This window comes from Methanolobus sediminis, from assembly GCF_031312595.1.
In the GTDB taxonomy this organism is placed as follows: domain Archaea; phylum Halobacteriota; class Methanosarcinia; order Methanosarcinales; family Methanosarcinaceae; genus Methanolobus; species Methanolobus sediminis.
In genome coordinates this window covers 128,398-153,139 of sequence record NZ_CP133592.1, presented here as the reverse complement: position 1 = coordinate 153,139, position 24,742 = coordinate 128,398, and the positions used below count along the sequence as shown (strand labels likewise).

At 41.7% G+C, this 24,742-nt stretch carries 20 protein-coding genes and 1 tRNA gene; 7 read left to right on the top strand and 14 right to left on the bottom strand.

Annotated elements, in window-relative coordinates; all coding sequences use genetic code 11:
- Window positions 1–270: 270 nt before the first annotated feature.
- Window positions 271–1,179: a UbiA family prenyltransferase gene (locus RE474_RS00730; RefSeq protein WP_309311083.1), complete on the top strand. Its 909-nt coding sequence runs from the start codon at window positions 271–273 to the stop codon at window positions 1,177–1,179.
- A gap of 270 nt (window positions 1,180–1,449) precedes the next feature.
- On the top strand, window positions 1,450–3,069 hold the full coding sequence (pheT, locus tag RE474_RS00725; protein WP_309311082.1) for a phenylalanine--tRNA ligase subunit beta: 1,620 nt from the start codon (window positions 1,450–1,452) through the stop codon (window positions 3,067–3,069).
- A 68-nt stretch (window positions 3,070–3,137) separates the two neighbouring features.
- Here the strand turns inward: pheT and RE474_RS00720 are convergent, their stop codons facing one another.
- The 11 genes from RE474_RS00720 to RE474_RS00670 all read right to left on the bottom strand — a co-directional run bounded on the left by RE474_RS00720 (window position 3,138) and on the right by RE474_RS00670 (window position 14,307).
- Complete coding sequence (locus tag RE474_RS00720) at window positions 3,138–3,932, bottom strand: ABC transporter ATP-binding protein (protein WP_309311081.1); 795 nt, start codon at window positions 3,930–3,932, stop codon at window positions 3,138–3,140.
- Complete coding sequence (locus tag RE474_RS00715; RefSeq protein WP_309311080.1) at window positions 3,923–4,942, bottom strand: FecCD family ABC transporter permease; 1,020 nt, start codon at window positions 4,940–4,942, stop codon at window positions 3,923–3,925. The genes RE474_RS00720 and RE474_RS00715 overlap by 10 nt, the downstream gene beginning before the upstream one ends.
- Window positions 4,935–6,707, bottom strand: coding sequence for a radical SAM protein (locus RE474_RS00710; RefSeq protein WP_309311079.1), 1,773 nt, complete (start codon window positions 6,705–6,707; stop codon window positions 4,935–4,937). The genes RE474_RS00715 and RE474_RS00710 overlap by 8 nt, the downstream gene beginning before the upstream one ends.
- Window positions 6,708–6,726: 19 nt before the next feature.
- Window positions 6,727–7,344 (bottom strand): class I SAM-dependent methyltransferase, encoded by a 618-nt coding sequence (locus RE474_RS00705; protein WP_309311078.1) that lies wholly within the window; start codon window positions 7,342–7,344, stop codon window positions 6,727–6,729.
- The gene (locus RE474_RS00700; protein WP_309311077.1) at window positions 7,341–8,465 is read right to left on the bottom strand and encodes an iron ABC transporter substrate-binding protein; all 1,125 of its coding nucleotides are present in this window, start codon (window positions 8,463–8,465) and stop codon (window positions 7,341–7,343) included. The genes RE474_RS00705 and RE474_RS00700 overlap by 4 nt, the downstream gene beginning before the upstream one ends.
- 88 nt (window positions 8,466–8,553) lie before the next feature.
- The gene (locus RE474_RS00695) at window positions 8,554–9,639 is read right to left on the bottom strand and encodes an iron ABC transporter substrate-binding protein (RefSeq protein ID WP_309311076.1); all 1,086 of its coding nucleotides are present in this window, start codon (window positions 9,637–9,639) and stop codon (window positions 8,554–8,556) included.
- A gap of 244 nt (window positions 9,640–9,883) precedes the next feature.
- A tRNA-Arg gene (locus RE474_RS00690) sits at window positions 9,884–9,979 on the bottom strand.
- 59 nt (window positions 9,980–10,038) lie between these two features.
- Window positions 10,039–10,788, bottom strand: coding sequence for a sulfite exporter TauE/SafE family protein (locus RE474_RS00685; protein WP_309311075.1), 750 nt, complete (start codon window positions 10,786–10,788; stop codon window positions 10,039–10,041).
- A 27-nt stretch (window positions 10,789–10,815) separates the two neighbouring features.
- Window positions 10,816–11,508 (bottom strand): potassium channel family protein, encoded by a 693-nt coding sequence (locus RE474_RS00680; protein WP_309311074.1) that lies wholly within the window; start codon window positions 11,506–11,508, stop codon window positions 10,816–10,818.
- Window positions 11,509–11,513: 5 nt separating this feature from the next.
- Window positions 11,514–12,527, bottom strand: a complete 1,014-nt coding sequence (locus tag RE474_RS00675) for a potassium channel family protein (protein WP_309311073.1) — start codon at window positions 12,525–12,527, stop codon at window positions 11,514–11,516.
- Window positions 12,528–12,573: 46 nt separating this feature from the next.
- Window positions 12,574–14,307: a site-2 protease family protein gene (locus RE474_RS00670; RefSeq protein WP_309311072.1), complete on the bottom strand. Its 1,734-nt coding sequence runs from the start codon at window positions 14,305–14,307 to the stop codon at window positions 12,574–12,576.
- 501 nt (window positions 14,308–14,808) lie between these two features.
- Here RE474_RS00670 and ftsZ point away from each other — a divergent pair.
- On the top strand, window positions 14,809–16,005 hold the full coding sequence (ftsZ, locus tag RE474_RS00665) for a cell division protein FtsZ (protein ID WP_309311071.1): 1,197 nt from the start codon (window positions 14,809–14,811) through the stop codon (window positions 16,003–16,005).
- Window positions 16,006–16,109: 104 nt separating this feature from the next.
- Window positions 16,110–17,591, top strand: coding sequence for a dihydropteroate synthase-like protein (locus RE474_RS00660; RefSeq protein ID WP_309311070.1), 1,482 nt, complete (start codon window positions 16,110–16,112; stop codon window positions 17,589–17,591).
- A 396-nt stretch (window positions 17,592–17,987) separates the two neighbouring features.
- Here the strand turns inward: RE474_RS00660 and RE474_RS00655 are convergent, their stop codons facing one another.
- Genes RE474_RS00655 through RE474_RS00645 form a run of 3 tightly spaced genes read right to left on the bottom strand, consistent with a single transcriptional unit; the run spans window position 17,988 to window position 21,225 of the window.
- Window positions 17,988–19,766 carry a HEAT repeat domain-containing protein gene (locus RE474_RS00655; protein WP_309311069.1) on the bottom strand — a complete coding sequence of 593 codons (1,779 nt, stop codon included), beginning with the start codon at window positions 19,764–19,766 and terminating at the stop codon, window positions 17,988–17,990.
- Window positions 19,763–20,629, bottom strand: a complete 867-nt coding sequence (locus RE474_RS00650; RefSeq protein ID WP_309311068.1) for a hypothetical protein — start codon at window positions 20,627–20,629, stop codon at window positions 19,763–19,765. The genes RE474_RS00655 and RE474_RS00650 overlap by 4 nt, the downstream gene beginning before the upstream one ends.
- Window positions 20,626–21,225, bottom strand: coding sequence for a helix-turn-helix transcriptional regulator (locus RE474_RS00645; protein ID WP_309311067.1), 600 nt, complete (start codon window positions 21,223–21,225; stop codon window positions 20,626–20,628). Before RE474_RS00645 ends, RE474_RS00650 begins: the two co-directional genes overlap by 4 nt.
- Before the next feature lie 318 nt (window positions 21,226–21,543).
- On the opposite strand from RE474_RS00645, the gene RE474_RS00640 reads away from it, so the two are divergent.
- From RE474_RS00640 to RE474_RS00630, 3 genes are all read left to right on the top strand, one after another.
- Window positions 21,544–23,019, top strand: coding sequence for a response regulator (locus tag RE474_RS00640; RefSeq protein WP_309311066.1), 1,476 nt, complete (start codon window positions 21,544–21,546; stop codon window positions 23,017–23,019).
- A 192-nt stretch (window positions 23,020–23,211) separates the two neighbouring features.
- Window positions 23,212–24,174: a methenyltetrahydromethanopterin cyclohydrolase gene (mch, locus tag RE474_RS00635; protein WP_309311065.1), complete on the top strand. Its 963-nt coding sequence runs from the start codon at window positions 23,212–23,214 to the stop codon at window positions 24,172–24,174.
- A 76-nt stretch (window positions 24,175–24,250) separates the two neighbouring features.
- Window positions 24,251–24,724: a DUF2124 family protein gene (locus RE474_RS00630; protein WP_309311064.1), complete on the top strand. Its 474-nt coding sequence runs from the start codon at window positions 24,251–24,253 to the stop codon at window positions 24,722–24,724.
- The last annotated feature ends 18 nt before the right edge of the window (window positions 24,725–24,742 follow it).

Here is a 24,742-nt window from a genome sequence, read left to right as displayed (position 1 = left end):
TTTATAATTAAACGGTACTGGTAATTAAAGGTATTGTAAGAATGTAAGTTTTCTATCCTACAATGCTGTGCAATTTCTGTGTATCTTTGCGTTATCTGCATATTCAATTGCAGAACTTAGCTTAAATTTTTATTTTTTCCCTTGCTTATCCGTAGATACTTATTCAAGTAGAGTATGTTCATTGGTATATACTAAATGTTCACAATTTTTAATATATATTTGCATTTATATTCATTATATTAACATGCGTGTCCAAAGCTATCAACTTTTATGAGTTCTCATGTACATGCAGTCGGTTCCGGATTAGGATTTAGAAATGATATCGTAATGCTTATGAATGTGCTTTGGAGAGAACTGGTGTTTGGTGGCCATCTCTTCGCTATAGGATCAGTTTCTGTTGTAATGGCTTGCTCCATTCTGTTTATGATCCATGTAAGCTGGGATATTCTCATTGTGACATATCTTCTGTTTTACGCAATTTATCTTTATGACTACACACAGGGTGCATCCACTGATGAGGTTACAAACAGCAGTCGTGCAAAGTATCTATTATGTAAGAACAAGAGCAAGTGCACAGTTATTATCGCATCTCTGGTACTTTTCACTGTAATGATGATTTTCACATCAATTATCATAACCGCAATAGGAATGTCAATCCTGATTCTTGGTCTTCTTTATGGAAGCCACTTTAAGAAGCTTACAAAAAAGATCCCGGCATTCAAGAATGTGTTTGTTTCCATTGTCTGGGCATTCATGGCAATTTTTGCATTCGTCTACTATTCAATACCAGTCACATACGGTGCAATGATGCTTTCACTCTTTGTTTTCATTCGCATGATGAATATCCAGATACTCTTTGATGTAAGAGACATGGAAGGCGACCGTAAAGATGGTCTTCTGACAGTCCCTGCAATTCTCGGTGATAGAAAATACCCATTCATTCTCAGACTTATCAACTATGTGTCAATTATCTTCATACTGGGTTGTGTTGTACTGGGTCTTCTGCCAGTTTTCACACTTGCGGTCATCCCAATGTTCTATTACGCTGTAAGCTACATTAACAGGGTTGTAAGGTCCAGAAAAGAATACACATCTTACATCTTCGCAGCATTTGAACCTATTATGTGGTCAGTATTCATATTTGCAGGAAAGTACGTCACAATGCTCAGTATTTTCTGAGCATTAAATTCAACATTAAATTTGGATTAAATCTTAATTTAATCTGGAATTAGCTTAGCATTTGCAATGTTTCAGGCATAGGGTTCTGAATCCTCTACAAAAAACGAACAAGAACTCTAAAAACGAACTGCATGTTTCCCTGTAAGCCGCATTTAACCCATATTTAGCCCATATTTAGCCACAATTAAACACAAATATTAAATGTAAAGGTGAATATGTTCTGCTAGATTATAGCTAGAATAAAACAGGGAAGGAACTGAGGAAAACCCTATGCCTATTATAACCTTACCATATGATGACCTTGAAAAATTAACCGGAACCGACAAGGATACAATTATTAAACGCGTGCCAATGATAGGTGCAGATATCGAGCGTATAGAAGATGAGTCCATAGATATCGAATTCTTCCCTGACCGCCCGGACCTTTACAGTGTTGAGGGCGTTTCACGTGCACTGCGTGGTTTTCTGGATATTGAAACCGGTTTCCGTGAATATGAGGTCAAACCTTACACAGTTGAGATAACAAAGGATGAGAACATAGATTCAGTCCGTCCGGTTTTTGGCTGTGCGATCGTCCGTGGTGTAAAGTTCACTTCAAGTGCTATCAAGACACTGATGGACCTTCAGGAATCACTTCACTGGGGACTTGGACGTGACCGTAAGAAAGTATCAATAGGTGTGCACGACCTCTCAAAGGTGCAGCCTCCTTTCAGATACATTGCAGCAGACCCGGAATTCAGTTTCATTCCTCTTGATTTCACAGAGCCAATGACCATGAGGGAGATACTTGAGAAGCATCCTAAAGGAACACGCTTCGCACATATCCTTGATGGTTTTGACATGTATCCACTTATCCTTGATGCAAACGACAATGTGCTCTCATTCCCACCAATAATTAACGGTACACTTACAATGGTCACCGAGGATACAACCGATCTTCTGGTTGATGTTACAGGACTCAGCAATGAAGTATACACTGCACTCAATATAGTTACAACAGCTCTCGCAGAACGTGGCGGAGAAATTGAGTATGTTAAGGTTGTAAATGCAGACGGAACCGAATCTATCCCTCTTGACCTGAGCCCAAGGTTAAAAGTACTCGATAGAGAAGAGATCGATGGTCTTATTGGTATGGAACTTCCGGCTGATGAGATAATTAACCAGCTTGGAAGAATGGGCTTTGGTGCTAAAGAACTTGAAGACGGACGCATTGAAGTACAGATACCACGCTACCGTGCAGATATTCTTGATAATTCTGACATCATTGAAGATATTGCAGTCGGATATGGTTTTGATAAGATTCCTGCTGTATTCCCAATGAATGCAACAGTAGGTAAGTCACACATGCTTTCAGACATAAGCACTGATATGCGTGAAATTATGACCGGACTTGGATATCTTCAGGTCATGCCTTTCACACTTACAAGCGACAGGGTTCACTTCGACTGGATGTGCAGGGAAAAGACCGATGATGTTACTTATGTAATGCATCCGATAAGTGAAGACCAGACAATGGTCAGGACAACTATCCTGCCCAACCTCATTGAGATCCTTTCCATGAACCAGCACAGGGAGCTTCCACAGAGGATATTTGAGGCTGGAGATGTTGTTATCAACGGAAAGAACGGTCTGCACCTCGCAGCAGTTTCCATAAGCCCGCAGGCAAACTTCACTGAAGTAAGGGAACTTGTTGATGCTCTTATGCGTGAAAGACTTGTGGAATACGAGGTAGTAGAATCAGAAGACCCTGCATTCATGGAAGGCAGAAGGGCTGACATTCTCGTAAATGGCAAAAAAATAGGTGTCATGGGAGAAGTATTCCCACAGGTCATAGTTAACTTCGGCCTTGGTCAGCCGGTTGTCGGATTTGAGATCGATCTTCTGGATTGATTTCAAACTCTATTTTCTTTTTTAAGTTTTATTCTTATTTTTAGTTCCCAGTTGAAAAGCGGAAAGTATCAGCACTTTCCACTTCCACATGGGACACAGACTTTTCTGTTAATGTCGGTTATGTCTCTTACAGTGACATCTATGCCATAGACCGATGACATTATCTGACTGTTCACAACCGATGGGACCGGTCCGCAGGCAAGCAGCTTACCACCTGTCAGAGCAACAGCATTGCTGCCTACCAGGAAAGCATGGTCTGGCATATGGGTGTTCATAACAATTGACATTCCTGATGATGCGAGTTTCTGAACGGTTTCAAGAACCAGCACCTGATTTCCAAAATCAAGGTGAGCAGTTGGCTCGTCCAGTAAAAGAAGTGCAGGTTCCTGTGCAAGGGCACGGGCGATAAGCACCATCTGCCGCTGTCCGCCGCTGAGACTGTTCAATGTCCTTTCAGAAAGATGCTCAACACCGACAGTTTCGAGGGATTTCCATGCGATTTCCATATCTTCCTCTCCGGGTGAACCGAAGATTGAAAGATGAGGTGTTCGTCCCATAACCACAAAGTCAAGTACATCGAATGGGAAAACAGTCTCGCTCTGTTGTGGTACATATCCGACTTTCTTTGCAATAGACCCTGAAGTCATTGTTTGAGTATCCTCCCCCTGTATGCGGACAGAACCTGCAGCAGGTTTGAAAATACCTGCAATACATTTGATCAGAGTGGACTTACCCACTCCATTGGGTCCGAGTACGCACATTACTTCTCCGCTTCCCATTGAAAACGATACATCCTCAAAGACGGATCCTTTACCATACGAATATGCCAGTGAATCTACTTCTAAGATTAATTCTAATTCCATCCCATACGCCCCCTTTTGAGAAGATATGCGAATAACGGTGCACCAAGCAGGGAAGTGATTATTCCCAGCGGTATCTCAGTTGCAGTTACAGTTCTAGCAAGGTCATCTACCAGAAGCATGAATGATGCACCAATCACCATGCTCATTGGCAAAAGCCGGTTGTAATTCGGACCTACGATCATCCTTGCAATATGCGGTACCACAAGTCCCACCCATCCGATAACGCCGCTGATACTCACAGCAGCTGATGTGATAAGGGTGGCACAGATAATTATTATCAAACGTATCTGGTCAACGTTCACACCAAGGGAACGTGCTTCTTCATCCCCCAGTGAAAGAATGTTAATACGCCACCTCAGGAGGAAAAGTACCAAAGTTCCCAGGAGCATCGGTACAATGATCCAGAGCAGGTCGTTATATCTGATCGAAGATAAACTCCCCATGAGCCAGAAAACAATTTCCGGCAGGTCATCATAAGGATCAGCCACGTATTTTGCAAGTGATATCAGGGCTGTAAATATCGAACCTACGATTATTCCCGAGAGAACAAATACAAGAGTCCCTGTTCCTTTGCTGACCTTGCCCATACTGATCGCACCAAACATTGCTATCAGCCCGCAGGCAAATGACAGCAGTTGGATTGCAAGCTGGCTGTCCCAGAGCAGAATTCCAAGACATGCACCAAAACCTGCACCGGCGCCCACTCCAAGAATATAAGGTGATACCAGAGGGTTCCGGAAAACACCCTGAAATGATACTCCTGCAAGTGAAAGTGATGAGCCGACAAGCAAAGCTGCAAGTATTCTTGGTAACCTTACACTGAAAAGTACAGTATGCTGTGTGGACATCGGGCTTGCAGTTCCCGATATGAAGGAGATTATTGTATTTACTATGTCAGCAACTATAAGTGGCGCCGGCATCTGGTACCTGCCAACAAAGAGTGAAGCAACTAACAGCAATATTGGAAGCAAATAAATTGAAATGGTGGCCCATCGCCTGTAATCAGGCATGAGTGCACCCCGCAACTTCCCTAGGCCAGATTCCTGAGGATGGCCTGTGGAAAGACCTGTTAGGCTTTGCATCAGTGTAATAGATGCCGTAGTAGCGTATGTAGAACGTATTTGCTTCCTGCTCAATGTCTATTTCCAGTTTACCCGGATACAGTTTATCTGCTATGTAAAGAAGACCGAGTATCCAGCGAGGACTTCCAAAATCCCACGAGGGTGGAAGCGCATAGATCCTCTGCTGCTTTACTGCATCCGCTTCAATTCCGTAATACTTGCAGAGACCATAGAACTCATACAGCGGACGGGAAAGAAAACCGGAGATAAATATCGTTTTTGGGTTATTGTCGTTGATAAATCCCGGATTGACATTGAAACCAGGCTTACCTTCTTTCTGAAGCAACTTGTTGATACTCCGTCCTCCGGCAAAATTAACAAGATTGTTTTCCATTCTTCCGGCGTTCAATGCAAAGAGCGGTGAACCCATACAGTAGTATGCGCTTCCTCCATCATTTTCCAAGGCTACCTTTTCAATCAGCTCCAGACGCTTGCTGATGAATGATATAAGGTCTTCACCTTTCTCCTGTACACCTGCCTTGTCAGCGATCAATCTGATATATTCCAGATATGAGGTCGGGTTCTGTATCATATGGTGAATGTCCATGAGTACTTCTGAGCTGGAAATTTCCTTCCATACTTCAAGCATCCTTTCCTCTTCGGGAATTCCCAGGCATGTAAGAACAGCATGAACCATTCCAAAAGCACGGCTTATCCTGTATCCGCCCATAAATCCTGATTCACTGAAACTCTCAATGGCCCCTGTACCTGTGACCGGAATATCGTGGCCACACTTACAGGTGTAATTGCTCCATGGTTTAAGAAGCCTGGAACCCATAGGTCCGTAGAACTCTCTCTCTGTAACGATTTCACCGCATTCAGGACAATAAGTGTGCATTAATCCAGTACCGGGAGAGTTGAAGAGGTACACATGTTCCAGATGGTCATGCAGGCTGTTGCACAGTCTTTCTGATGCACCAATGGAAGGTTCAAGGGTTATCGGTGCATCACCGAAGGGAATGAATCTCATGAGTTGCAAAGGAATTGATGTTGATATGTTTGCAAGGTTTCTGGCAACCTGGATTACGTCTTCTTCGTTTCCTTTTAAGTAGACCGCTGAGACCTCAACGTGTACTCCCATCCGATGTAATTTCGCTATATTACGAAATACTGGTTTGGAGGACAGGACTCCACAATTCCTGTAAGCATCATCAGAATATCCCTTTATACCTACATTCATGAAATTGACAAACCGGGCAAGTTCTTCAATAGTTTCTTCCGTAAAGTAGCAGTTAGAGGAACAACCAACAAGGAGGCCTTTTTCCCTGGCTTTAAGTGCCAGTTCACGGAACATATAAAAATTTGCAGCAGGTTCATTGAGTGTGGAAGCAATTCCCTTGCATCCAAGTTTTAGTGCGGTTTCAATAACCTGGTCAGGACTTAGGGTTTGCCATCCAAGTGATTTTCTTGTAGCCAGCAGTCTTGCAATACATCCCGGACACTGAAAATTACAGCCTGTGCTGAAAACCTGAAGGAATTTTCCTGCAGGATAGTAGTGGAGCATAGGAATTGTCTCTATTGAAACAGGAAACGCTCCCAGATAGCCAAGATCAGGGTCCTGGATTATTTTGTCACCGTCAAGCTGGTAGGTTTTGCATCTGCCGGTACTATGCTCGTTGATATCACAAGCCATTTCACATATCTTGCATTTCATTTTTTTGCCTCCTTTCTCTCTATTTGTTCATTACTATCCAGAAACCAGCATCATCATCTACAACTCTAAATAGCAGTCCTGTGGTGAAGCAGGCATTTTTCATTGCCTGCTTGTTCTCCGGGCTGAGCCTTTTTTTAGAACCTTCCTGCCAGTCAGGAGCACGTGCTTCCATTGTTTTTGCTATCTGCTGGCGAAGCTCAGCGGTACCAAAACCACCACCTATCCAGGCTTCACCTCCGGGAGCAAGCACTCTGGCAATTTCACTGAAGGCAACAGGAAGATCATCCCAGAAGAAAACAGAGCCACGGCTCACTATGAGATTTGCAAAGTCATCATCAAATGGAAGTTTATGTACATCTGCAAGCACAGGTTCCAGCCTGTCAGAAACACCGTGTCTGGCTGCTTTTTCAATTGACAGCTCATGCATTTTCTCGGAGATGTCTACAGCATAGACCATAAGTTCCGTCTGTTCTGCAAAAGCAATGCCAAGGGATGCGATTCCACATCCAAGGTCAAGGCAAATACCTTCTTTTATACCACTGGAAGCAGCAATATCTGAAGCTATAACGGGATATATGGGAGCAAATACGTTCTCTGCTATATCCGGGAAATTTCCTAACTTTTCATCCGTACTCATGCTGATGCCTCCGTTTCAGGGTGCAACAAATTGTCCAGTTCTTCCTCACTGAGGTCATAATGGAAGAATTTCGAATAGAATTCGGTCGTCAGTTCTTCAAGTTCAGTGTCTGAGAACAGTTCCGGATAGAGTACGTTGGCTGTCCATGCAGCTCCTATCACGCGGTGTACACCGTATGGCCTGTCTATCCAGCAGAAGGGATTTTGTGGTGCAAGATATACACGCTTGTTCTGCACAGCATCAATATTTGTCCATAACGGATCGGAATAAACGGAGTTGTAGAACTCGGAATCTGTTGTAAGTATGACCGCTGGGTCCCATTCAGCTACCTGTTCAATAGATACAGGTGTCATTCCCATTCCTGGTGTGACCTGGCAGTCTGCAACATTAATACCGCCACATATGGTGATTACTTCAGAATGCAATGAACCGGCAGGGTCGGTTTTAAGACCGGTTGAACCTTCTGCATAATATACACGTACCTTTTCATCATTCGGGATGTCGCTTACTTTATCTTGTATGTCATTGAGGACAGATGACCTGAAATTGATGAACTCAGTTGCCTTCTCTTCACAATCCAGCAGTTGACCCAGATATTCTATAGTGTCATCTCCATCGGCTACGGCAATAATGGAACCATTGATAGCAACCACAGGAATACTTCCGAATTTCTCCTGTCTTTCAGTAACCTGTTCGCTTATCTGTCCGTTTTTGCTTACGGTGTATCCTTCAATAACAATTTCAGGATTAAGACCAATGACAGTTTCATAGTTTGCTGTCTGGGCACTTCCCCATGAACCAACTACGGGAAGGGATGTATACCGCTCATCCATAAGCATATGGTCTACAGGAGTAAATGTATTCCAGCCTGCAAGTTTTTCAGGTGCAAGCATGTAAACCAGTATGGAATAAGGGCCTGTTGAGGTTACAAGGCTATCTATTTCAGAAGGCACTGTAAGGTTTCTGCCCAACATATCGGTTATTTCTACTGTCTCTGCCGTTTCTTCTTGCTGGACTATGGATTGCTGTGTCTGGTCAGTGCAACCGCTGATCGCAGTTGCTAAAATAAGAATTAATAAAAAAATACCTAAGGAAATACCTGGATAGAATTTCTTATCCATTTTTTTCACCACCTTTTGTTCTATATTAAATAAAGCACAGGCAGGAAGGTTTGTGCGAATACCTGTGCTTATTATTTTTTGAATCCGGTTAAGGATTCAGCAGTGATTCAAGTTCCTCGTCTGTAAGATCATAATGCAGGAACTGTGAATAGAAATCACGTGTAGTCTGTTCCATATCCATATCTTCGAAAAGATCTGGATACAATACTGTGGCCGTCCACGCGGTTCCGATAATGAGATGTGGTCCCTGTGGCCTGTCTATCCAGCAGAATGGATTTAGTGGTGACAGGTAAACACGCTCATTCTGTACAGCGTCGATGTTCTCCCAGAGTGGATCGGAGTAAACTGTATTGTAGAACTGGGCATTTGATGTGAGGATAACCTCCGGATTCCATTCTATTACCTGTTCAATGGATACTGGCGTCATTCCGTTTCCAGGGGTAAGTGAGCAGTTAGCAACATTTATACCGCCACAGATATCGATTACCTGTGAATGCTGTGATCCCGATGGGTCTGTGGCAAGTCCCTTTGTTCCTTCTGCATAGTAGACTCTTACCTTTTCATCGTCTGGAATATCAGCGACCTTGCTTTCAATTTCATCAAGGACCCCGGCTCTGAAGTTTATGAAGTCAGTAGCCTGCTCTTCACAATCAAGGAGTTTTCCTACGTATTCAATTGTAGGGTCTGACTGTTCTACAAAAATAATCGAATCATCAACGGCTACAACCGGAATATTTCCAAAAGATCCCTGTCTGCGCTCGATTGCTTCATCAATCTGACCGTCGGTTGTGTATCCTTCCATAACGATGTCAGGATGAATATTGATAATCGTCTCGTAATTTCCTGTCTGTGTGCCGAACCACCCGCCAAGAATTGGCAAATTGAGGTATTCATCGTTCATCAATGTGTGATTAAAAGTGTTAAGAAAATTCCAGCCTGCGACTTTTTCAGGTGCAAGCATGTAAACAAGAATCGTAGAAGGAGGAGATGTGGCGTAAACCGATGTGATATCTTCGGGTACCGTTAGTTCCCTGCCAAGCATATCCGTGATTTTCACCGTGCTATTTGTAGTATCCTGTACCTGTTCTGCACTTGTCTGTTCCATGCACCCGCATGCAGTAACAGCCAGCAGAACCATAAAAATGAGGAGTAATGTACCATTTTTTACTTTCATGACAACACCTGTAAAACATTAATTGTTTTTATCGTTATGTTCTGACAAACACAATGGTATAAAAAGATATACCATGAATTCGTTATGAATTTGATATTATATTTCTTATGTATCAGTTAGAATTATTTTATGAAAAAGACACTAGTTGCTTTTTCTAAGTCTGAATAAATGCTGTAAAGAGATTGAAAAAACTCAGAGTCAACATCAAATAAACAAAGAATTTGAAAAATAATAAGCAAAAGAACGGGCCTGCCGCGATTCGAACACGAGTCGATGGGTATCTTCGGACCAGAAGGTCACATCGAAGCCCATCAGGATATCCTGGCTACCCTACAGGCCCTCAAAGCAACTACTGATTGCTACGGGCGGTATTAAAGGTTTCTGTTATACATATCATTTTCACAAAAGTCCTGATAACATCTTAGCCGCCATCAGCCAAAGCACTATTCCAAACATTTTTTGTAGTGTTTCCGCTCTGACCCTGCTGTGCATCAGATGAGACCCCAGCTGCGCTCCGGAAAATGCTGCAATAATTATGTAGGTGATCAAACGCAAATCCGGGTTCCAGGAAGAAACATGGGCAATAAATGCGGATATGGATGTAAAAAAAACCATAAACCCGGAGCTTGCTGCGGCTCTTTTTATATCGAATCCAATTGCAAGTAATAAAGGAACGATCAATGACCCTCCTCCTATCCCTACCATACCTGATATCAGTCCTATCAGAAGTCCGCAGATGACTATCAGCAGGTATTTGAGCTTTCCTTTGATCTGTTTCCTCTTGTACAGTATCTGCACCTTTGAAAATATCATTTCTTCACCTACGAATAACATCAGTAGGGAAAGCATAAACAAAAGGAAATCAACGGGTGCTATCTTTGTGAAGAATGCGCCTATTTGTGCTCCCATTGTGGAGGCAATTACAAAAGGTATTGCTGTTTTGAAATCCACCATGTGCTTTCTGACATACGTAATAGCTGCCGATCCAGAGGTGGTTAAGTTCAAAAACAGGGCGGTAGTGACAGAAAATATAAAATCTCCGGTAAGCCAGTAAAAAAACGGTACATAGAATATAGCGCCACCAAGTCCTATCATTGAAAAAAAAGCAGATGCACAAAAAACAACAAGAGCAATAAGCAGTATGTCCATTGGTAGCAACCCATAAAATCAAATAATTCAGTTCTTTACATACTTTTCCTTGAAACGGGATATCTCTTCTTTTCCGCCTACAACTGCAATGATATCTCCTTTCAGTATCTTTGTGGATGGGAGTATGTCTGTGATGATCTTTCCTTCTCTTTCGATTCCTAAAATAGTACATCCTACTTTGTGTCTGAGACTTATATCAGCCACGGTCTTGTTTGCAAGATCATCTGAATGGGTAATCGTGTGTTTTTCAATATCTACGCCTTCATAGAGCATGATATCCTCGTCCATTTTCTTGCATGAGATATCTATGCATCTTGAGGTCATTTTCGCAAGCATTTGCCCGGCAACAATAGGCAACGCAGCAACATAATTAGCGCCTGCCTTGTATATTTTGTCTATGGACTTATATGAATTTGCCCTTGCAATTATCGTTGAATCAGGGTTAAGTCCCCTTGATATGAGTGTTGCGAACATCACATGGGTATCGTCATTAAGTGTAACTATAATTGTGGATGCATTTGGAACTCCTGCCTGTATCAGTACTTCTTCCTCAGTTGCATTTCCAACAACATAATCGTAATCAGCATTTTCAAATTTAAATACTTGTGAATCCACTACTACAAATTCAATATTGGCAAAAGTTAGAGTTTCCACAACCCTTCTGCCGACATCCCCGCATCCAAGAACTATAATATGATCCTGATGTCCTGAGTTTTCCATATCATTTACTCCGTGGATTGTGTCAATTTCTTAAGTTTCGATAGCTGATCATTGGAACCAATTGCAAGAAGCACGGAATTGTCTTTAATGATATCGTCCGGTTTGATCACAAAAGTCAGGCTTCCACCTTTCCACATCCCAACGACATTTGCACCGGTTTTCTCTCTTATTGCAGCACTTTTCATGGATTTTCCTATCAACGGACTTTTCGGATAGATGGGTAATTCCACGATGCTGACACCTTCAAAGAATTCCGTTGCACCGGTGAGCCTGTTAACAAACGGATCTGCCGCCTTTCTTCCGATGAACCTTCCAAAGAGTTCCTTTGGTGAAACTACACTTGTTGCTCCTGCATATTTCAGGTATTTCTTGTTGGCTCTGTCCTCAACCATAGCAATGATATTCAAGTCACTGATATTGCGTGCTGTCAGCACGATATTTGCATTCATCTCATCGCTTCTGTTTGCTATCAGGAAGCGGGCTTCTTTTATATTTGCATTCCTGAGGGTTTCTTCCTCGCTTACAAGGCCATAGATTGCATGGATATTCCTTTTAAGCAGTTCCATGACAAGCTCTGTCTCTTCTTCAACAAGGATATAAGGGATATCATTTTCCTTCAATTCCTCAATAAGCGTCTCAATAAGCCTGTTATATCCACAAATAATGATATGATCTGTAAGCTTCTTCGGTGCTTTGGAAGGAATGCCGGACTGGATCTTTTTTTCCATCCATGGGATTATTATAAGGGTGAAAAGTATCCCGAACACCAGTGGTATTCCTGTCAGCTGGACAAAAACAGCATACATCTTCCCTATAGGGGAAGTCATTGTAATATCTCCGTATCCTTCTGTTGTAAGGGTGGTCACTACCCAGTAAATGGAATCGTAGATGTTGACATGAGCTGTCTGACCTTCATATATCATTATCTCCAGAAAAAGTAATATATACACCAATATTATGGCAAGAGCTCCGGTGACTGATTTCAGAAGCGTTTTATGCCAAAGGTGTCTTTTTTTCATGTAGATTCCCATATAATTGTATCCAAACTGTCAGTTTCAGTCAGTCTTAGAACCCATGTACCAGATAAGGTCCTATTACCATAAAGATGAATGAGAACAATATCATCATTGCAAATGTAGCAGATATCAATGATGACATATTTTCTGCTTTTTCCTCATTTCCTGTGACCTTGTAAATGAAGGCGTTCATAGAATCCCTGAAAACGTGTCCTCCGTCAAGAGGTACGGCCGGAAGACAGTTGAACAGGCCTACATAGAAATTAAGCCAGCCTACCCACAGGAGAGTGTTTGCAAGCCAGAATACTCCTATTCCGAAAGGTTCTGCCCATCCTACAGGCATGTAGAACTGGGAAAGCGTTTCACTGAAACCCGGGAATCCGTTTCCTGTAAATCCGCTAATTGGCAGTACAAGAATTATGTACCATCCTGCAAGTCCTCCGAGCATGCCAGGGATGCTCTTTAGTAATTCAAGGTATTCTGCTGCCGGATATTCCCCTACGGAAAAACCAAGTGATGTTGCTACATTTCCTTCTGAGGTTGTTGTTACTCCAAGGAATCCTCTTCCTTCATAATCAGGATGCTCTGCAAGTGTGACCATATATTCAATTGTTTCTCCTTCATCGTTTTCAACAACAACTGAAATTTCCTGTCCGGGAGTGCTCTCACTGAGGATCTCGCTGAAATCGGTATACGTATAAATCGGTTTTCCATCAATGTAGAGAATGCGCGTACCTTCTTCCATTCCTGCTGTTTCTGCAGGTGTCCCCTCTACTATGCTTTGTATAAGGATACCTTCTGGGTCTATGTCAGTATTGCCAACTTCAAGTTGGTAACTTGACACTACACGCTCTGTAGCCGCCTGGACTGTTACTGCTGTGCCGGTTTCAAGTCCGCTCAGGTAGTCAAGCATTTCATTTACGTTGTTGATTTTTGTGTCATCAAGTTGCGTAATTACCATATTTTCCCGGATGCCTGCTGAATAAGCCGGGCTATCTTCGGAAATGTCCACGACCATTGTATCTCCAAGAGGTGCCAGTGAGCCAAGTACTGGTCCAAAGAGTAATGCAAAGGCCAGAAAAGCGACCACGAAGTTTGCCATTACGCCCGCTGCCAGTATTCTTGCCCTCTGTTTGCGGGTAGCTACCTTTTCATCGGTTTTGACAACTTTCTTTACTTCGCCCTTGTCTATTATGATTCCAAGGCGCCGGTCTCCATAAGGGTCGTTCTCATTATTGAGTTCTTCTTCCTGCTTTCCGAAAAGCTCTTCTTCGTCAGGTTCTGCAAAACCACCTATGGGAACAACAGCAAGCAGGATTCCCATTGATTTGACTCTGATATCTTCCACTCTGCATAGTATTGCATGTGAGAATTCATGGACTACAAGGGTGACAAGTAGTGCGATCGTACCCCATACGAGAGGTATGAACTCATTGACACCAGGTATCAGGAATATATTCCTTGCCTCGTTGAACTTGCTTGGCTCCGGCATTGTATTTGCTTCATATGATGCCAGCATGGCAAGGTCGGAAAGGATAACAAAAAGGAACATTGCTATCATTCCTATAAACATCAGTCTGATGCCGATGTCTGCATAAACTCTCCATGCTTTTTTAGGTATGGCAAGCTTATCAAGTAATTTCAGTCCTTTTGTTGTCCTTATCATTAGAACAGGGCCATAGGCGCTGATATTGTATTTGTCAAGTATTCCTTTTCTGTCAAGTGTTATTACAACGATCCAGTAAAGCAAAAGAATTGCAGCTGCAATGTATATTCCGTCCAAAAAAACTCTCCGGCGTTTGGTATTTTCGGTTGAAGTTGATAAATTAAGTTGATAATTAACTATTTTCAAAATATTATCAAGATTACTTACAAGGTAAATTAGATTTGTTTGTTAATTCTCTTTACGAGGTATATATCTTTACCATATAAAATGATAAGAATGATATATAATTGATTGGGCAGAAATCAGGGTGAAATATTCTGAAATAACTGCCTCTACTATTTTTATACAGTTGGTAAATATAAAAACCATGCAGGTTAAATTTATATAGTTTCTTTCTCAAATGTAATATTTAATGTTTGCCAGCTTTCCGGGTCCTTTTTTGTAAAATGTTTCAAACTTGCATAAAAGGATAAGTATAATAACAATAACGGAAATATAGCAATTACAGAATTACAAAACGTTGATAAACGTTGATGAATGGTTACAGTAAAAAATCGAGCAACAACTAAAAACCAGGACACTATACCGTAATGTTACTAAATCCGTGAGGGGATGAAAGTGCAGTCAATAGTTCAGGAAGCCTTAAAACACACAGAGAAAGAGAAAGCGTACCGCCAGTCAATTGCAGTTAACGATGATCAGTTCGATATTCTTGGTCAGCCAAGGATTATGATCGTTGGATGTGGTGGTGCAGGTAATAACACTATCAACAGACTTTACAATATGGGTATTGAAGGTGCTGAGACAGTAGCTATCAACACTGACAAGCAACACCTTGACCTCATTCGTGCAGACAAGAAGATTCTCGTGGGCAAGACACTTACCCGCGGTCTTGGTGCAGGAGGATACCCGGAAGTTGGTGCAAAGGCAGCAGAACTTGCCCGCGGCACCCTTGAAGAGATCTTCAAGAATGCAGACCTTGTTTTCGTTACAGCAGGTATGGGAGGAGGAACCGGTACTGGTGTTGCTCCTGTAGTAGCTGAGATCGCAAAGGAACAGGGCGCAATTGTCGTAGGTATGGTCTCCAGTCCTTTCAGAGTTGAAAGGGCAAGAGCAGTCAAGGCAGAGGAAGGACTTGAAGAGTTCCGCCGCGCTGCAGACACTGTTATCGTACTTGACAACAACAGACTCCTTGAGTATGTACCAAACCTTCCAATTGACCAGGCATTCTCAGTAATGGACCAGATCATCTCTGAGACTGTAAAGGGAATCACAGAAACGATCACACAGCCTTCACTTATCAATATCGACTACGCTGACATCAGGGCAATTATGGGGTGCGGCGGCGTTGCAGTAATGCTTGTTGGTGAGAGCAAGAACCAGGACAAGAGCGACGATGTAGTTCGCGCAGCACTTAACCACCCACTTCTTGATGTGGATTACAGAGGCGCAACAGGCAGCCTTGTACACATCACCGGCGGTCCTGACCTCAGTCTTAAAGAGGCTGAAGAGATTGCTGCTTCACTCACATACGAGCTTTCAGCCAGTGCAAATGTCATCTGGGGAGCACGTATCACTCCGGAGTACGAAGGCAGAGTACGTGTAATGGCTATCATGACTGGTGTCCAGTCAGCACAGATCCTTGGGCATCCACAGTGCAGTAGTGTATCATACGAGAGTGCACGTGAACCTATGGCAGACGCACCACGTGCATACAGGCGTGCAAGCCCATCTGTGAACAAGGTCAGCCGTTCCGTTGTAGAACCAATTCAGTCCAGGGGCAACGGCGGTTCAATCATTGACATTATCCACTGATTGATTTAATCAGTATCAGTCCGGCATTAAGCCGGATCTGCCAATTTAATATATTCTATATTTTTGGCAGATATTCTTTTTTACTTTCACTGCTATTTCCATTCATGAAAATACTGATAGCTACGGGCAGACTTGCTGAACAGACTGTAAGGAATGCAATTGGCAACCATGCAGATGTCGTTGTTGCTGACACTCAGGTTGCCGCATTCATTACCCCTCGTAAACTGCTTGCTGCGATCAAAGACCAAGTTACTGTTTTCGATCATGACTTAATATTTATTCCCGGTCTTGTTTCCGGCAATTTTGAAAAGGCAGAACATGAATTAGGATGCAAAATACGGCTTGGTCCAAAGCATGCCTATGATCTCAGTTTTGTACTCCCATTTGCAGAAACAATGGAATTCTCAAGGGATGTTCCTGCCTGTGAACTTCTTGCAGATGTAAGGCGTGCCATGGCTATTGAAAAGATTGAAGAACTCGAAAATGCTGCTATTTGTCCGCTTCAATTGAAGGAAATAAAAATTGGAGGCGATTCCCGTATGAAGGTACTTGCAGAGGTGGTTGATGCCACAGGGCTTGCTCCTGAAGCTCTTGAACTACGCATCCGCAGTTTTGAAATGAAAGGTGCGGATATGATCGACCTTGGTGCATCCCTTGACGCAAATCCTGATGATGTAAAGCGAGCTATCAGCATTGCCCGCAAAACCACCGATCTTCCTGTGAGTATTGACACTCTTGACCCTGTACTAATCAGGGAAGCCCTTAACTGTGGCATTGATATGGTGCTCAGCTTAGATGGTAGCAATATTGCAGAAATTGCTTCTGAAATTGCCGCCCATGATATTCCTGCTGTTGTGATACCTGATCAGGGTGAAGGTTATGACAGTCTCATGAAGAACATTGAACTTGCCCGCAAAGCCGGTATTGAGAAACTAATTGCTGACCCCGTTCTTGACCCGATTGGTCATGGAATTGCCGTTTCTATTGTAAGGTATATGGAATTCCATGAAAAGAACCCTGAAATCCCTGTTTTCTATGGAATAGGCAATGTCACCGAACTCATAGATGTTGATTCTACAGGTGTTAATGCTACACTTTGTGGAATCGGCGCAGATGTGGGAGCAAGCATTCTCTTTACTCCAGAATACAGTAACAAGACGCAGGGTTCCATTAATGAGCTCAAAAAGGCGTCCCAGATGATGATGCTGGCAAAAGAGCGCGAAAGTTCACCAAAGGATCTTGGAATAGATCTGATAGAGGTCAAAGAGAAAAGAAGACGTACAGATTCAATTCTTCCGGAATCCTTTGTGAGTGCAGAAAAAAGCAAGATGTGGACTGTTGATCCAAAAGGCAGCATCAGGATTAGCATAATTCCTGACTGTTTTGGAATGAAAGACGGAAGCATACTTGCAGAACATGAAAATGCTTCCATTGTCGGAAAAACTGCCAGGGAAGTCATGGATACAATTCTAAAGCTGGAGCTGGTTTCAAGAATGGAACATGCTGCTTATCTGGGACAGGAACTTAAAAAAGCAGAACTCGCCCTGAAGCTGGGGAGAAGTTATGCTCAGGACGATGAATTTTAGGCTATGTAGAATAATTTTCATAAAACAATATGAAAGTTTTAAAACTGATTAATCATAAGTCATGGATATCTTGAGTGATCCCGAAGGGTCCGGCGAATCCGGTGTTTTCCCACAATAAAAGACAAAATAATCAAAGACAAAATAATCTGCAAATCCTCTGTACTTTCTTCTCAGGATTTCTGTAAAATTCTCTGTATAAATACAATCGTCTTTGTAATTATTTCCGTGCAGCAGCATCGGAATGTGCCGCCTTCGGCGGATGGTTACTTTGTTTTTAGATTGCAGGTTGTTTTTGTGGGCATAAAAATGAGCAATTTTTGTGTCACTCAGATAAACAGGATTCCTACAAAGACGATTTTAAACAATTTACATAGAGGATTCATATACAATTAGATTTCAGGAAGCTTCAGCTTCCTGTATCTTTTCAAGCGATTGTTTAGCACTCAGCCTGATTGCAGGATAATCTTCTTTATCATTTGCAATCTCGGTCAGTAATTTAATTGCTGCAGGGTCTCCTATTTGTCCGAGTGAAAACGCGACCGCGTTTCTGATATCTGGTGAATCCTCCCTGTTGTCAAGTATCTCCATCAGGGGCTTGGTTGCTGTTTTGTTACCCATGGTTCCAAGTCCTGTTGCAGCTTTAATTCTCACATTCAGGTATTCTTCCTTATCCTGCATTAGCTGGATAAGTGCTGGTATTGCTCTGCTGTCATTGGTGTGAACAAGAGCACGTGTTATATACTGACGTATGTCATTATTTGTTTCATTATTAAGGGCATTTACCAGAGGTTCTGTTGAGTTTTCATCTGCTATGTTGACAAGGTTCATTGCTGCAATATACCTGACATCGTGCTCTTCATCATTCAAAGCCAGTAGTAGCGCATTAGACGCATCATCTCCGGCAATATCTGCAAGAATCTGTGCAGCTTCTTTTCTCACAGCCCACTTTTCATCGTTTAATAAAACATATTTAACGAGTCCGATAGCTGCTGATAGATTCTCTTTATTCTCATTATTCGACCCTCTGAATGCAGATAGGATGCTTAATCGAATTTCTACGTCTTCTATTTCAAGTTCCTTAATTAGTATTTGAACAGCCTTTTTTTCGTCAATATTCATTAATGCCCGTGGAATTCTGGTTCTGATTGTCCTTTTTTCATTTTCGTTTTCCAGAATCTCAACAAGAGGCGCAATGGTATTTTCATCACCGAGTTTTCCAAGGGCTGAGATAGCTGCTCTTCTAACATCTTCATCTTCTGTTTTGTCCTCTGCAATTTCCAGAATTATATCATAAGCACTCTGTTCATCCAATGCACGTAGTGCATAGATTGAGTTAATACGCACAGCAGTATTACTACTTTGAATATTTTCAAGAAGTATGTCTTCTACCGTCACTCCTAATTTATCTAAAGCCTCGGCTGAACTGGTAACTGCAAATTCATGCTCATTATTCAGTAGCTCAGTTAAAGGCCCAATTGCTCTTTTATCGCCAATTTCTCCCAGGGCCCATGCAGCCTGACCTTTTATATAATACGGTGTGTCATCCTTCAGGCATTCAATAAGCACTTCAACCGCCCTTTCATCCCCTATTTTTCCAAGTGATTCTATTGAATGCTCCCGCATATATTCCGGCTGACTCTCATTTGCCACTATGTCCATTAGTGGCTTGACTGCTTTTTTATCACCCAGATTTCCCAGAGCAACAGCTGCTCCTGCTCTAAGGGGGTCTTCATCAAGCTTTTGTATTAGTATATTCGTATGTTTTTTACTTCCCACTTTTCCAAGATTTTCAATTGCATACTCTCTTATTTGAGCAGATTCTCCTGTGTCTTCCATAATTTTGATAAAAGTTTTTACAGCTCTGCTATCTCCTGATTCCCCAAGTTTGTATGCAGCACGGGATCTTTCCGATTCATTTTTATTTTTGTCTTCAAAAATCTCAATCCACTGGCTTACATTATCTTGTTCCTGATTGCTTTTATTTTCGACATTAATGTATGTACGAAAAGCATCTATGGTCGATGAAAGATTAAAATTTGATACCATTGAAGTGGTGTATTTTGCATTATCATTTTCCTGATAAGCACTGCATTCAGAAACAAGGATTAATAGCAAAAATCCAATTATGATTAAATTATGTGCTTTTGTTCCCAATCCTTCTGCTCTCGGTTTCATAGTTCTACCTCCGTCACAGAACTATTTTCAGGCACAAGTATTTCCTTTTCAACAACCTGGTCATGCCATACAGCAGTAACTCTCACAATATATTGCTCTCCAGTCTTCCCTTTGGCAACTGCCAGGGCAGGCATGTAACTTTCATCTGAGTTATCACCGGAGCTTAGCTCAATAACACCCGCCGGAGAATCATGCCATGTGCTGAAAGGGCTTTTTGAATAGGCTGGCACAACAAGATTCCATTTATCTGAAGCTAAAGTCTCATTTGTTTCAGGGTTTATTATACTCAGGTTTGCTTCTACATTTTCAGCTCTGCCAAGACCGCTGTTCAGCACATAGGCATCGATATTATAGATTTCCAGTTTTCCTTCGGTTTTCAGATTGTAATTTAACTCCAGAGAAAGTTCAGGTGGTAAGACATCTACAGTAAAAGATTTCTCATCTAAGACAACTTCATTGTTTACAATCCTGATATGAACATTCTGTTCTCCCGTTACCTGATATCCAAGCAGCAGGGTTAATCTGTTCTCACCTGGTTCAAGGCTGATCTTGTCCTGTGTTGAAATATAATCACTGTAGCGGTAGCCATTATATCCGAATACAATAAATGTATCAACGCTCTTTCCGTTCTCATCTACAAAGGCGTTTTCAGTTTCAATCGTTACTTCAACATTTTTTGATTCGTTGTTCTGTATGACAAGTTCAATTTCGTTCATGCTGTCGGTTCTGATAGTATCTACCCCCAGAGTCCGAGGTGCACTTATCTCAGCAATACTTACATCGACACTACTGTCATAGTGCCACCATATTATGACAGAAACCAGAATAATTCCTGCCAGAATTAATGGAAGTTCTTTTCTCATTTGTTCTCACCCCTTATCTCTTCAGTCAGTGAGATGCAGTTGGTCAGTCCGTACTTCTGTTTTGAGATTATGCCCTTCTTTTCGAGATTAGAAAGAACACGTGAAGTTTTAGCTTTGGAAAAATCAAGTCTGTTAACAAGTTCATTCTGAAGTATCTGTCCGTTATTATCCACAATTGTCCTGACAATCTTTTTCTCATCTCCTTCCAGAGCCATGAGAAGTATTTTTTTCATGTCAGTATGGATTGAAGCTTGATTTTCAGCTAAAATTTCAGTTTCATTACCAGAACTAAGCATTTCTAAGTTAGTTTTAACTTCAATATCAGAAGAAAACTCACGAATAGTTTTGTGTTTGAATGGATAAATGTCCAGAGACAAAAATATCTGGTATAATGTAAAACCTGAGAAAAAACCGGATATTAACAGCAAGTATGCTTCACCTGTAGTGTAGGAATAGGGAATCTCGATTATCTTGAATGATTCACCATCTATCTGTATAACTACAGGTGCATCCTGCAGCAGTGTGCTCACTGTAATTATTCCTGCCAGGATAAGAATTCCTGCTGATATCATTAGTTTTGTTTTTTCCTTTATCAAGTCACCATCTCACTGTTGACAATTATCACAAGGGATGAAACAAATGATATATTTTGACTGTAACAATTGGATGAAACGTATCATTTATTTGAAACCACCATTGTTGCATACTGGTTTTCGACAACATCAATTAGTGTATTGTTATAACAACCATTTTAATAATAACACGCCAGGTATTAAATAGTTTAATACATCATCTAAGTTATTAGTAAAGTCCCATGCACGTAAAACTGGCAACATTTATTTTTAGAAGATACTAAAACAACATTGAAATAATTAGACAGCTTTATATAAATGTAGAATTATATTGAGGGGTAGATGACAGCCTCGAAATATAAGGTTCTTATTGTTGATGATGAACCACTGAATGTGGAATTATTATCTGTATATCTTGGGGATGGTTACGACATCGTAACTTCGTATAATGGAAAGGATGCTCTTGCAAAAGTAAAGGATGAATGTCCTGATCTGATACTTCTGGATGTGATGATGCCTGAGATGGACGGGTATGATGTCTGCAGGGTAATCCGCAATGAGTTCAAACTGGATTTCATTCCTATTATAATGGTTACAGCTTTGACTGACAAAGCAGATCACCAGAGAGGAATCGAGGCTGGTGCGGACGAGTTTCTGAAAAAGCCGGTTGGCAAGTTTGAGCTTGAAAAGAAAATTGACTCTCTTTTAAGAATAAAAGAGCAACATGATAGCCTTTTGATCGAGAAGAACAAAGCATATTATTATCTTGATTATGTTGGAATTCTGGTAGCAGTTCTTGATCTTGATTTCAAGGTCACTACTATTAACAAGAAAGGATCGGAGCTTCTTGGCTACAGTCCTGATAAAATAGTTGGCAAAGAATGGATAGAATCTTTTATTCCGCATGATTCCGTAAACGATATAAGGGCTCATTATGATGGAATTGTTTCAGGTGAAGTAAAACCTTATGAGTACAGTGAGTTTCACATTATTATAAGTACAGGTGAGGAACGTCTGTTCAGGTGGTATGATTCACCACTGAGAGATAGTTTTGGAAATAATATGGGTATTCTGATATCTGGTGAGGACATCACCGAGATGAGAGCAGCTGAAAAACAGTTAAAGGAATACGCATATCAGCTTGAGAAGTCCAATGACCTCAAGGATCTCTTTACCGATGTCATGAGGCATGATCTGTTAAATCCTGCAGGTCTCATTAAATCATTTGTAGATTTACTTGTTGAAATTGAAACGGACAGTGAGAAAAAGAAGCTTCTTAATAATGTAAGCACAGCAACTGAAAAACTGATCTCCATGATCGAAGATGCCGCTCAGCTTGCCAAACTGGAATCTGTTGATGATATCAGTTTTGTACGTGTTGATCTTAATTCTATGATAAATGACACAGTAAATGGATTTGCACATCAGGCAATGGAAAAGAATATGGTTATCAGTGTTAGGATGGACGAAGGTTGTTATGCCCTTGCAAACCCAATGATGGAAAGGGTATTTGTGAACCTGCTTTCTAATTCCATAAAGTACAGTCCTGATGGAAGTACCATTACAATTGATGTCATGGATATCGGGGACAAGTGGAAGCTCAGTTTCATAGACCAGGGTGACGGTATACCAGACGAGAGCAAGGCATCTGTTTTTGAACGCTTCAAGAGGCTCCATAAAGAAAACATCCGTGGAACTGGCATAGGTCTTGCAATCGCCAAGAGGATCATGGACCTTCACATGGAAACCATCGATGTTGATGACAATCCGGAAGGCAAGGGTAGTGTTTTCTGGCTGACGCTTAAGAAAGACAAATAATCATGATTTCGAATTTTTAGTTTACTGTTCAGGTAAATAGTAATCACAACTTTCATATCATATATTTTCATATTAACGAGCAGTGAGTGATACCATAGGTAGCTAATTGAGCGTATAATTGCCTGAAAAGACGGTAGGTATATATGCTCCAGTGCCTAATGTCACTCGATTAACAGGTTAAGAGTGATAAACGTGATAAGTGTCAACGAAAAGGGATTAGCTATAATCGATGAGATGCTTGACTGGGAAGAGGAACTTAAAGTTCAGTCCATAGAGCTTGATAACGGCGCTACTGTCATTGACTGTGGTGTGAATGTAGAAGGTGGATATGATGCAGGTATGTATCTTTCCCGTCTCTGTCTTGCAGATCTTGCAGACATCAGCTACACCAAGTTCGACCTGGACGGTCTTCCAGTACCAGCTATTCAGGTAGCAACAGATCACCCAACCATCGCATGTATGGCATCCCAGTACGCAGGCTGGAGAATTGCAGTCGGTAAATATTTCGGTATGGGTTCAGGTCCTGCAAGGGCTCTGGGTCTTAAACCAAAAGAACTGTACGAAGAAATAGGCTACAAAGATGATTCCGAGTTTGCAGTCCTTGTAATGGAATCAAGCCAGATACCAAACGAAGAGGTCGTAGAGTACATTGCAAAGCACTGCAGTGTTGATCCTGAGAACGTCTACATCGCTGTTGCACCAACAGCATCAATTGCAGGTTGTGTCCAGATCTCAGCACGCATCGTTGAGACAGGTATCCACAAGCTCGAATCCATCGGATACGACATCAACACAATCAAGAGCGGTTTCGGTGTTGCACCAATCGCACCTGTAGTCGGTGACGACACAAAGTGCATGGGTTCAACCAATGACTGTATCATCTACTGTGGTGAAACATACTACACCGTTGAGTACGGAGATGTCGAGAAGCTGGAAGAGCTTGTAAAGAAGGCACCATCCACAACCTCAAGAGACTTCGGTAAGCCATTCTACACAACCTTTAAGGAAGCAGAGTTTGACTTCTTCAAGGTTGACGCAGGAATGTTCGCACCAGCAAAGATCACAGTGAATGATGTCAAGAGCAAGAAGTCATTCACAAGCGGAAGGATCAACCCTGGCATTCTCCTGGAATCCTTCGGCATAAAAGAGATCTAAACTGATTTCTAACATACTTAAATAATACCGATACAACCTTAAAGGTTGTATTACTTTTTTCCTTTTGGAGATAGTTATGGAAATCATTAGTACTTCAAAAGGTATCGGTGGCCAGCTTACTGAATTCAGGAAACTTGTTAACGATTCTAAAAAGATCACTTTTATCGGAACAGTTGGTTTTTGTACACCATTTGCCGAGCTTATGGCATTTGTTCTAAGAGGAAGCGATAAAAAGACTGTTTTTCTTCCTGACCTACGTGCAGATGAGGCACGTTCAATGGTATTCTCATCCTACGGAATGCAGCTTGATGAAAAGGCAGACCCTGCTGCAGATACTGTGGTTCTTCTTGGCGGTCTTGCAATGCCAAAGATAGGCGTTGAACCTGAAAAGATGAAAGAGCTTGTTGATGAGCTGACCAAAGATGCCGATAACAAACTGATAATTGGCGTCTGCTTCCAGTCAATGCTAATAAACTGCAACTGGCCAGGCCACATTGACTTCGATTACATCATTGATGCGGATATGACAAACGAAGTCAAAAAACTATAAACTCAAATACTAATTTTC

Bases quoted from the DNA above. Each gene is read 5' to 3' on its own strand.
- RE474_RS00730 (WP_309311083.1), top strand. From the start codon at position 271: ATGAGTTCTCATGTACATGCAGTCGGTTCCGGATTAGGATTTAGAAAT.
- pheT (WP_309311082.1), top strand. From the start codon at position 1,450: ATGCCTATTATAACCTTACCATATGATGACCTTGAAAAATTAACCGGA.
- RE474_RS00720 (WP_309311081.1), bottom strand. From the start codon at position 3,932: ATGGAATTAGAATTAATCTTAGAAGTAGATTCACTGGCATATTCGTAT.
- RE474_RS00715 (WP_309311080.1), bottom strand. From the start codon at position 4,942: ATGCCTGATTACAGGCGATGGGCCACCATTTCAATTTATTTGCTTCCA.
- RE474_RS00710 (WP_309311079.1), bottom strand. From the start codon at position 6,707: ATGAAATGCAAGATATGTGAAATGGCTTGTGATATCAACGAGCATAGT.
- RE474_RS00705 (WP_309311078.1), bottom strand. From the start codon at position 7,344: ATGAGTACGGATGAAAAGTTAGGAAATTTCCCGGATATAGCAGAGAAC.
- RE474_RS00700 (WP_309311077.1), bottom strand. From the start codon at position 8,465: ATGGATAAGAAATTCTATCCAGGTATTTCCTTAGGTATTTTTTTATTA.
- RE474_RS00695 (WP_309311076.1), bottom strand. From the start codon at position 9,639: ATGAAAGTAAAAAATGGTACATTACTCCTCATTTTTATGGTTCTGCTG.
- RE474_RS00685 (WP_309311075.1), bottom strand. From the start codon at position 10,788: ATGGACATACTGCTTATTGCTCTTGTTGTTTTTTGTGCATCTGCTTTT.
- RE474_RS00680 (WP_309311074.1), bottom strand. From the start codon at position 11,508: ATGGAAAACTCAGGACATCAGGATCATATTATAGTTCTTGGATGCGGG.
- RE474_RS00675 (WP_309311073.1), bottom strand. From the start codon at position 12,527: ATGAAAAAAAGACACCTTTGGCATAAAACGCTTCTGAAATCAGTCACC.
- RE474_RS00660 (WP_309311070.1), top strand. From the start codon at position 16,110: ATGAAAATACTGATAGCTACGGGCAGACTTGCTGAACAGACTGTAAGG.
- RE474_RS00655 (WP_309311069.1), bottom strand. From the start codon at position 19,766: ATGAAACCGAGAGCAGAAGGATTGGGAACAAAAGCACATAATTTAATC.
- RE474_RS00650 (WP_309311068.1), bottom strand. From the start codon at position 20,629: ATGAGAAAAGAACTTCCATTAATTCTGGCAGGAATTATTCTGGTTTCT.
- RE474_RS00640 (WP_309311066.1), top strand. From the start codon at position 21,544: ATGACAGCCTCGAAATATAAGGTTCTTATTGTTGATGATGAACCACTG.
- RE474_RS00630 (WP_309311064.1), top strand. From the start codon at position 24,251: ATGGAAATCATTAGTACTTCAAAAGGTATCGGTGGCCAGCTTACTGAA.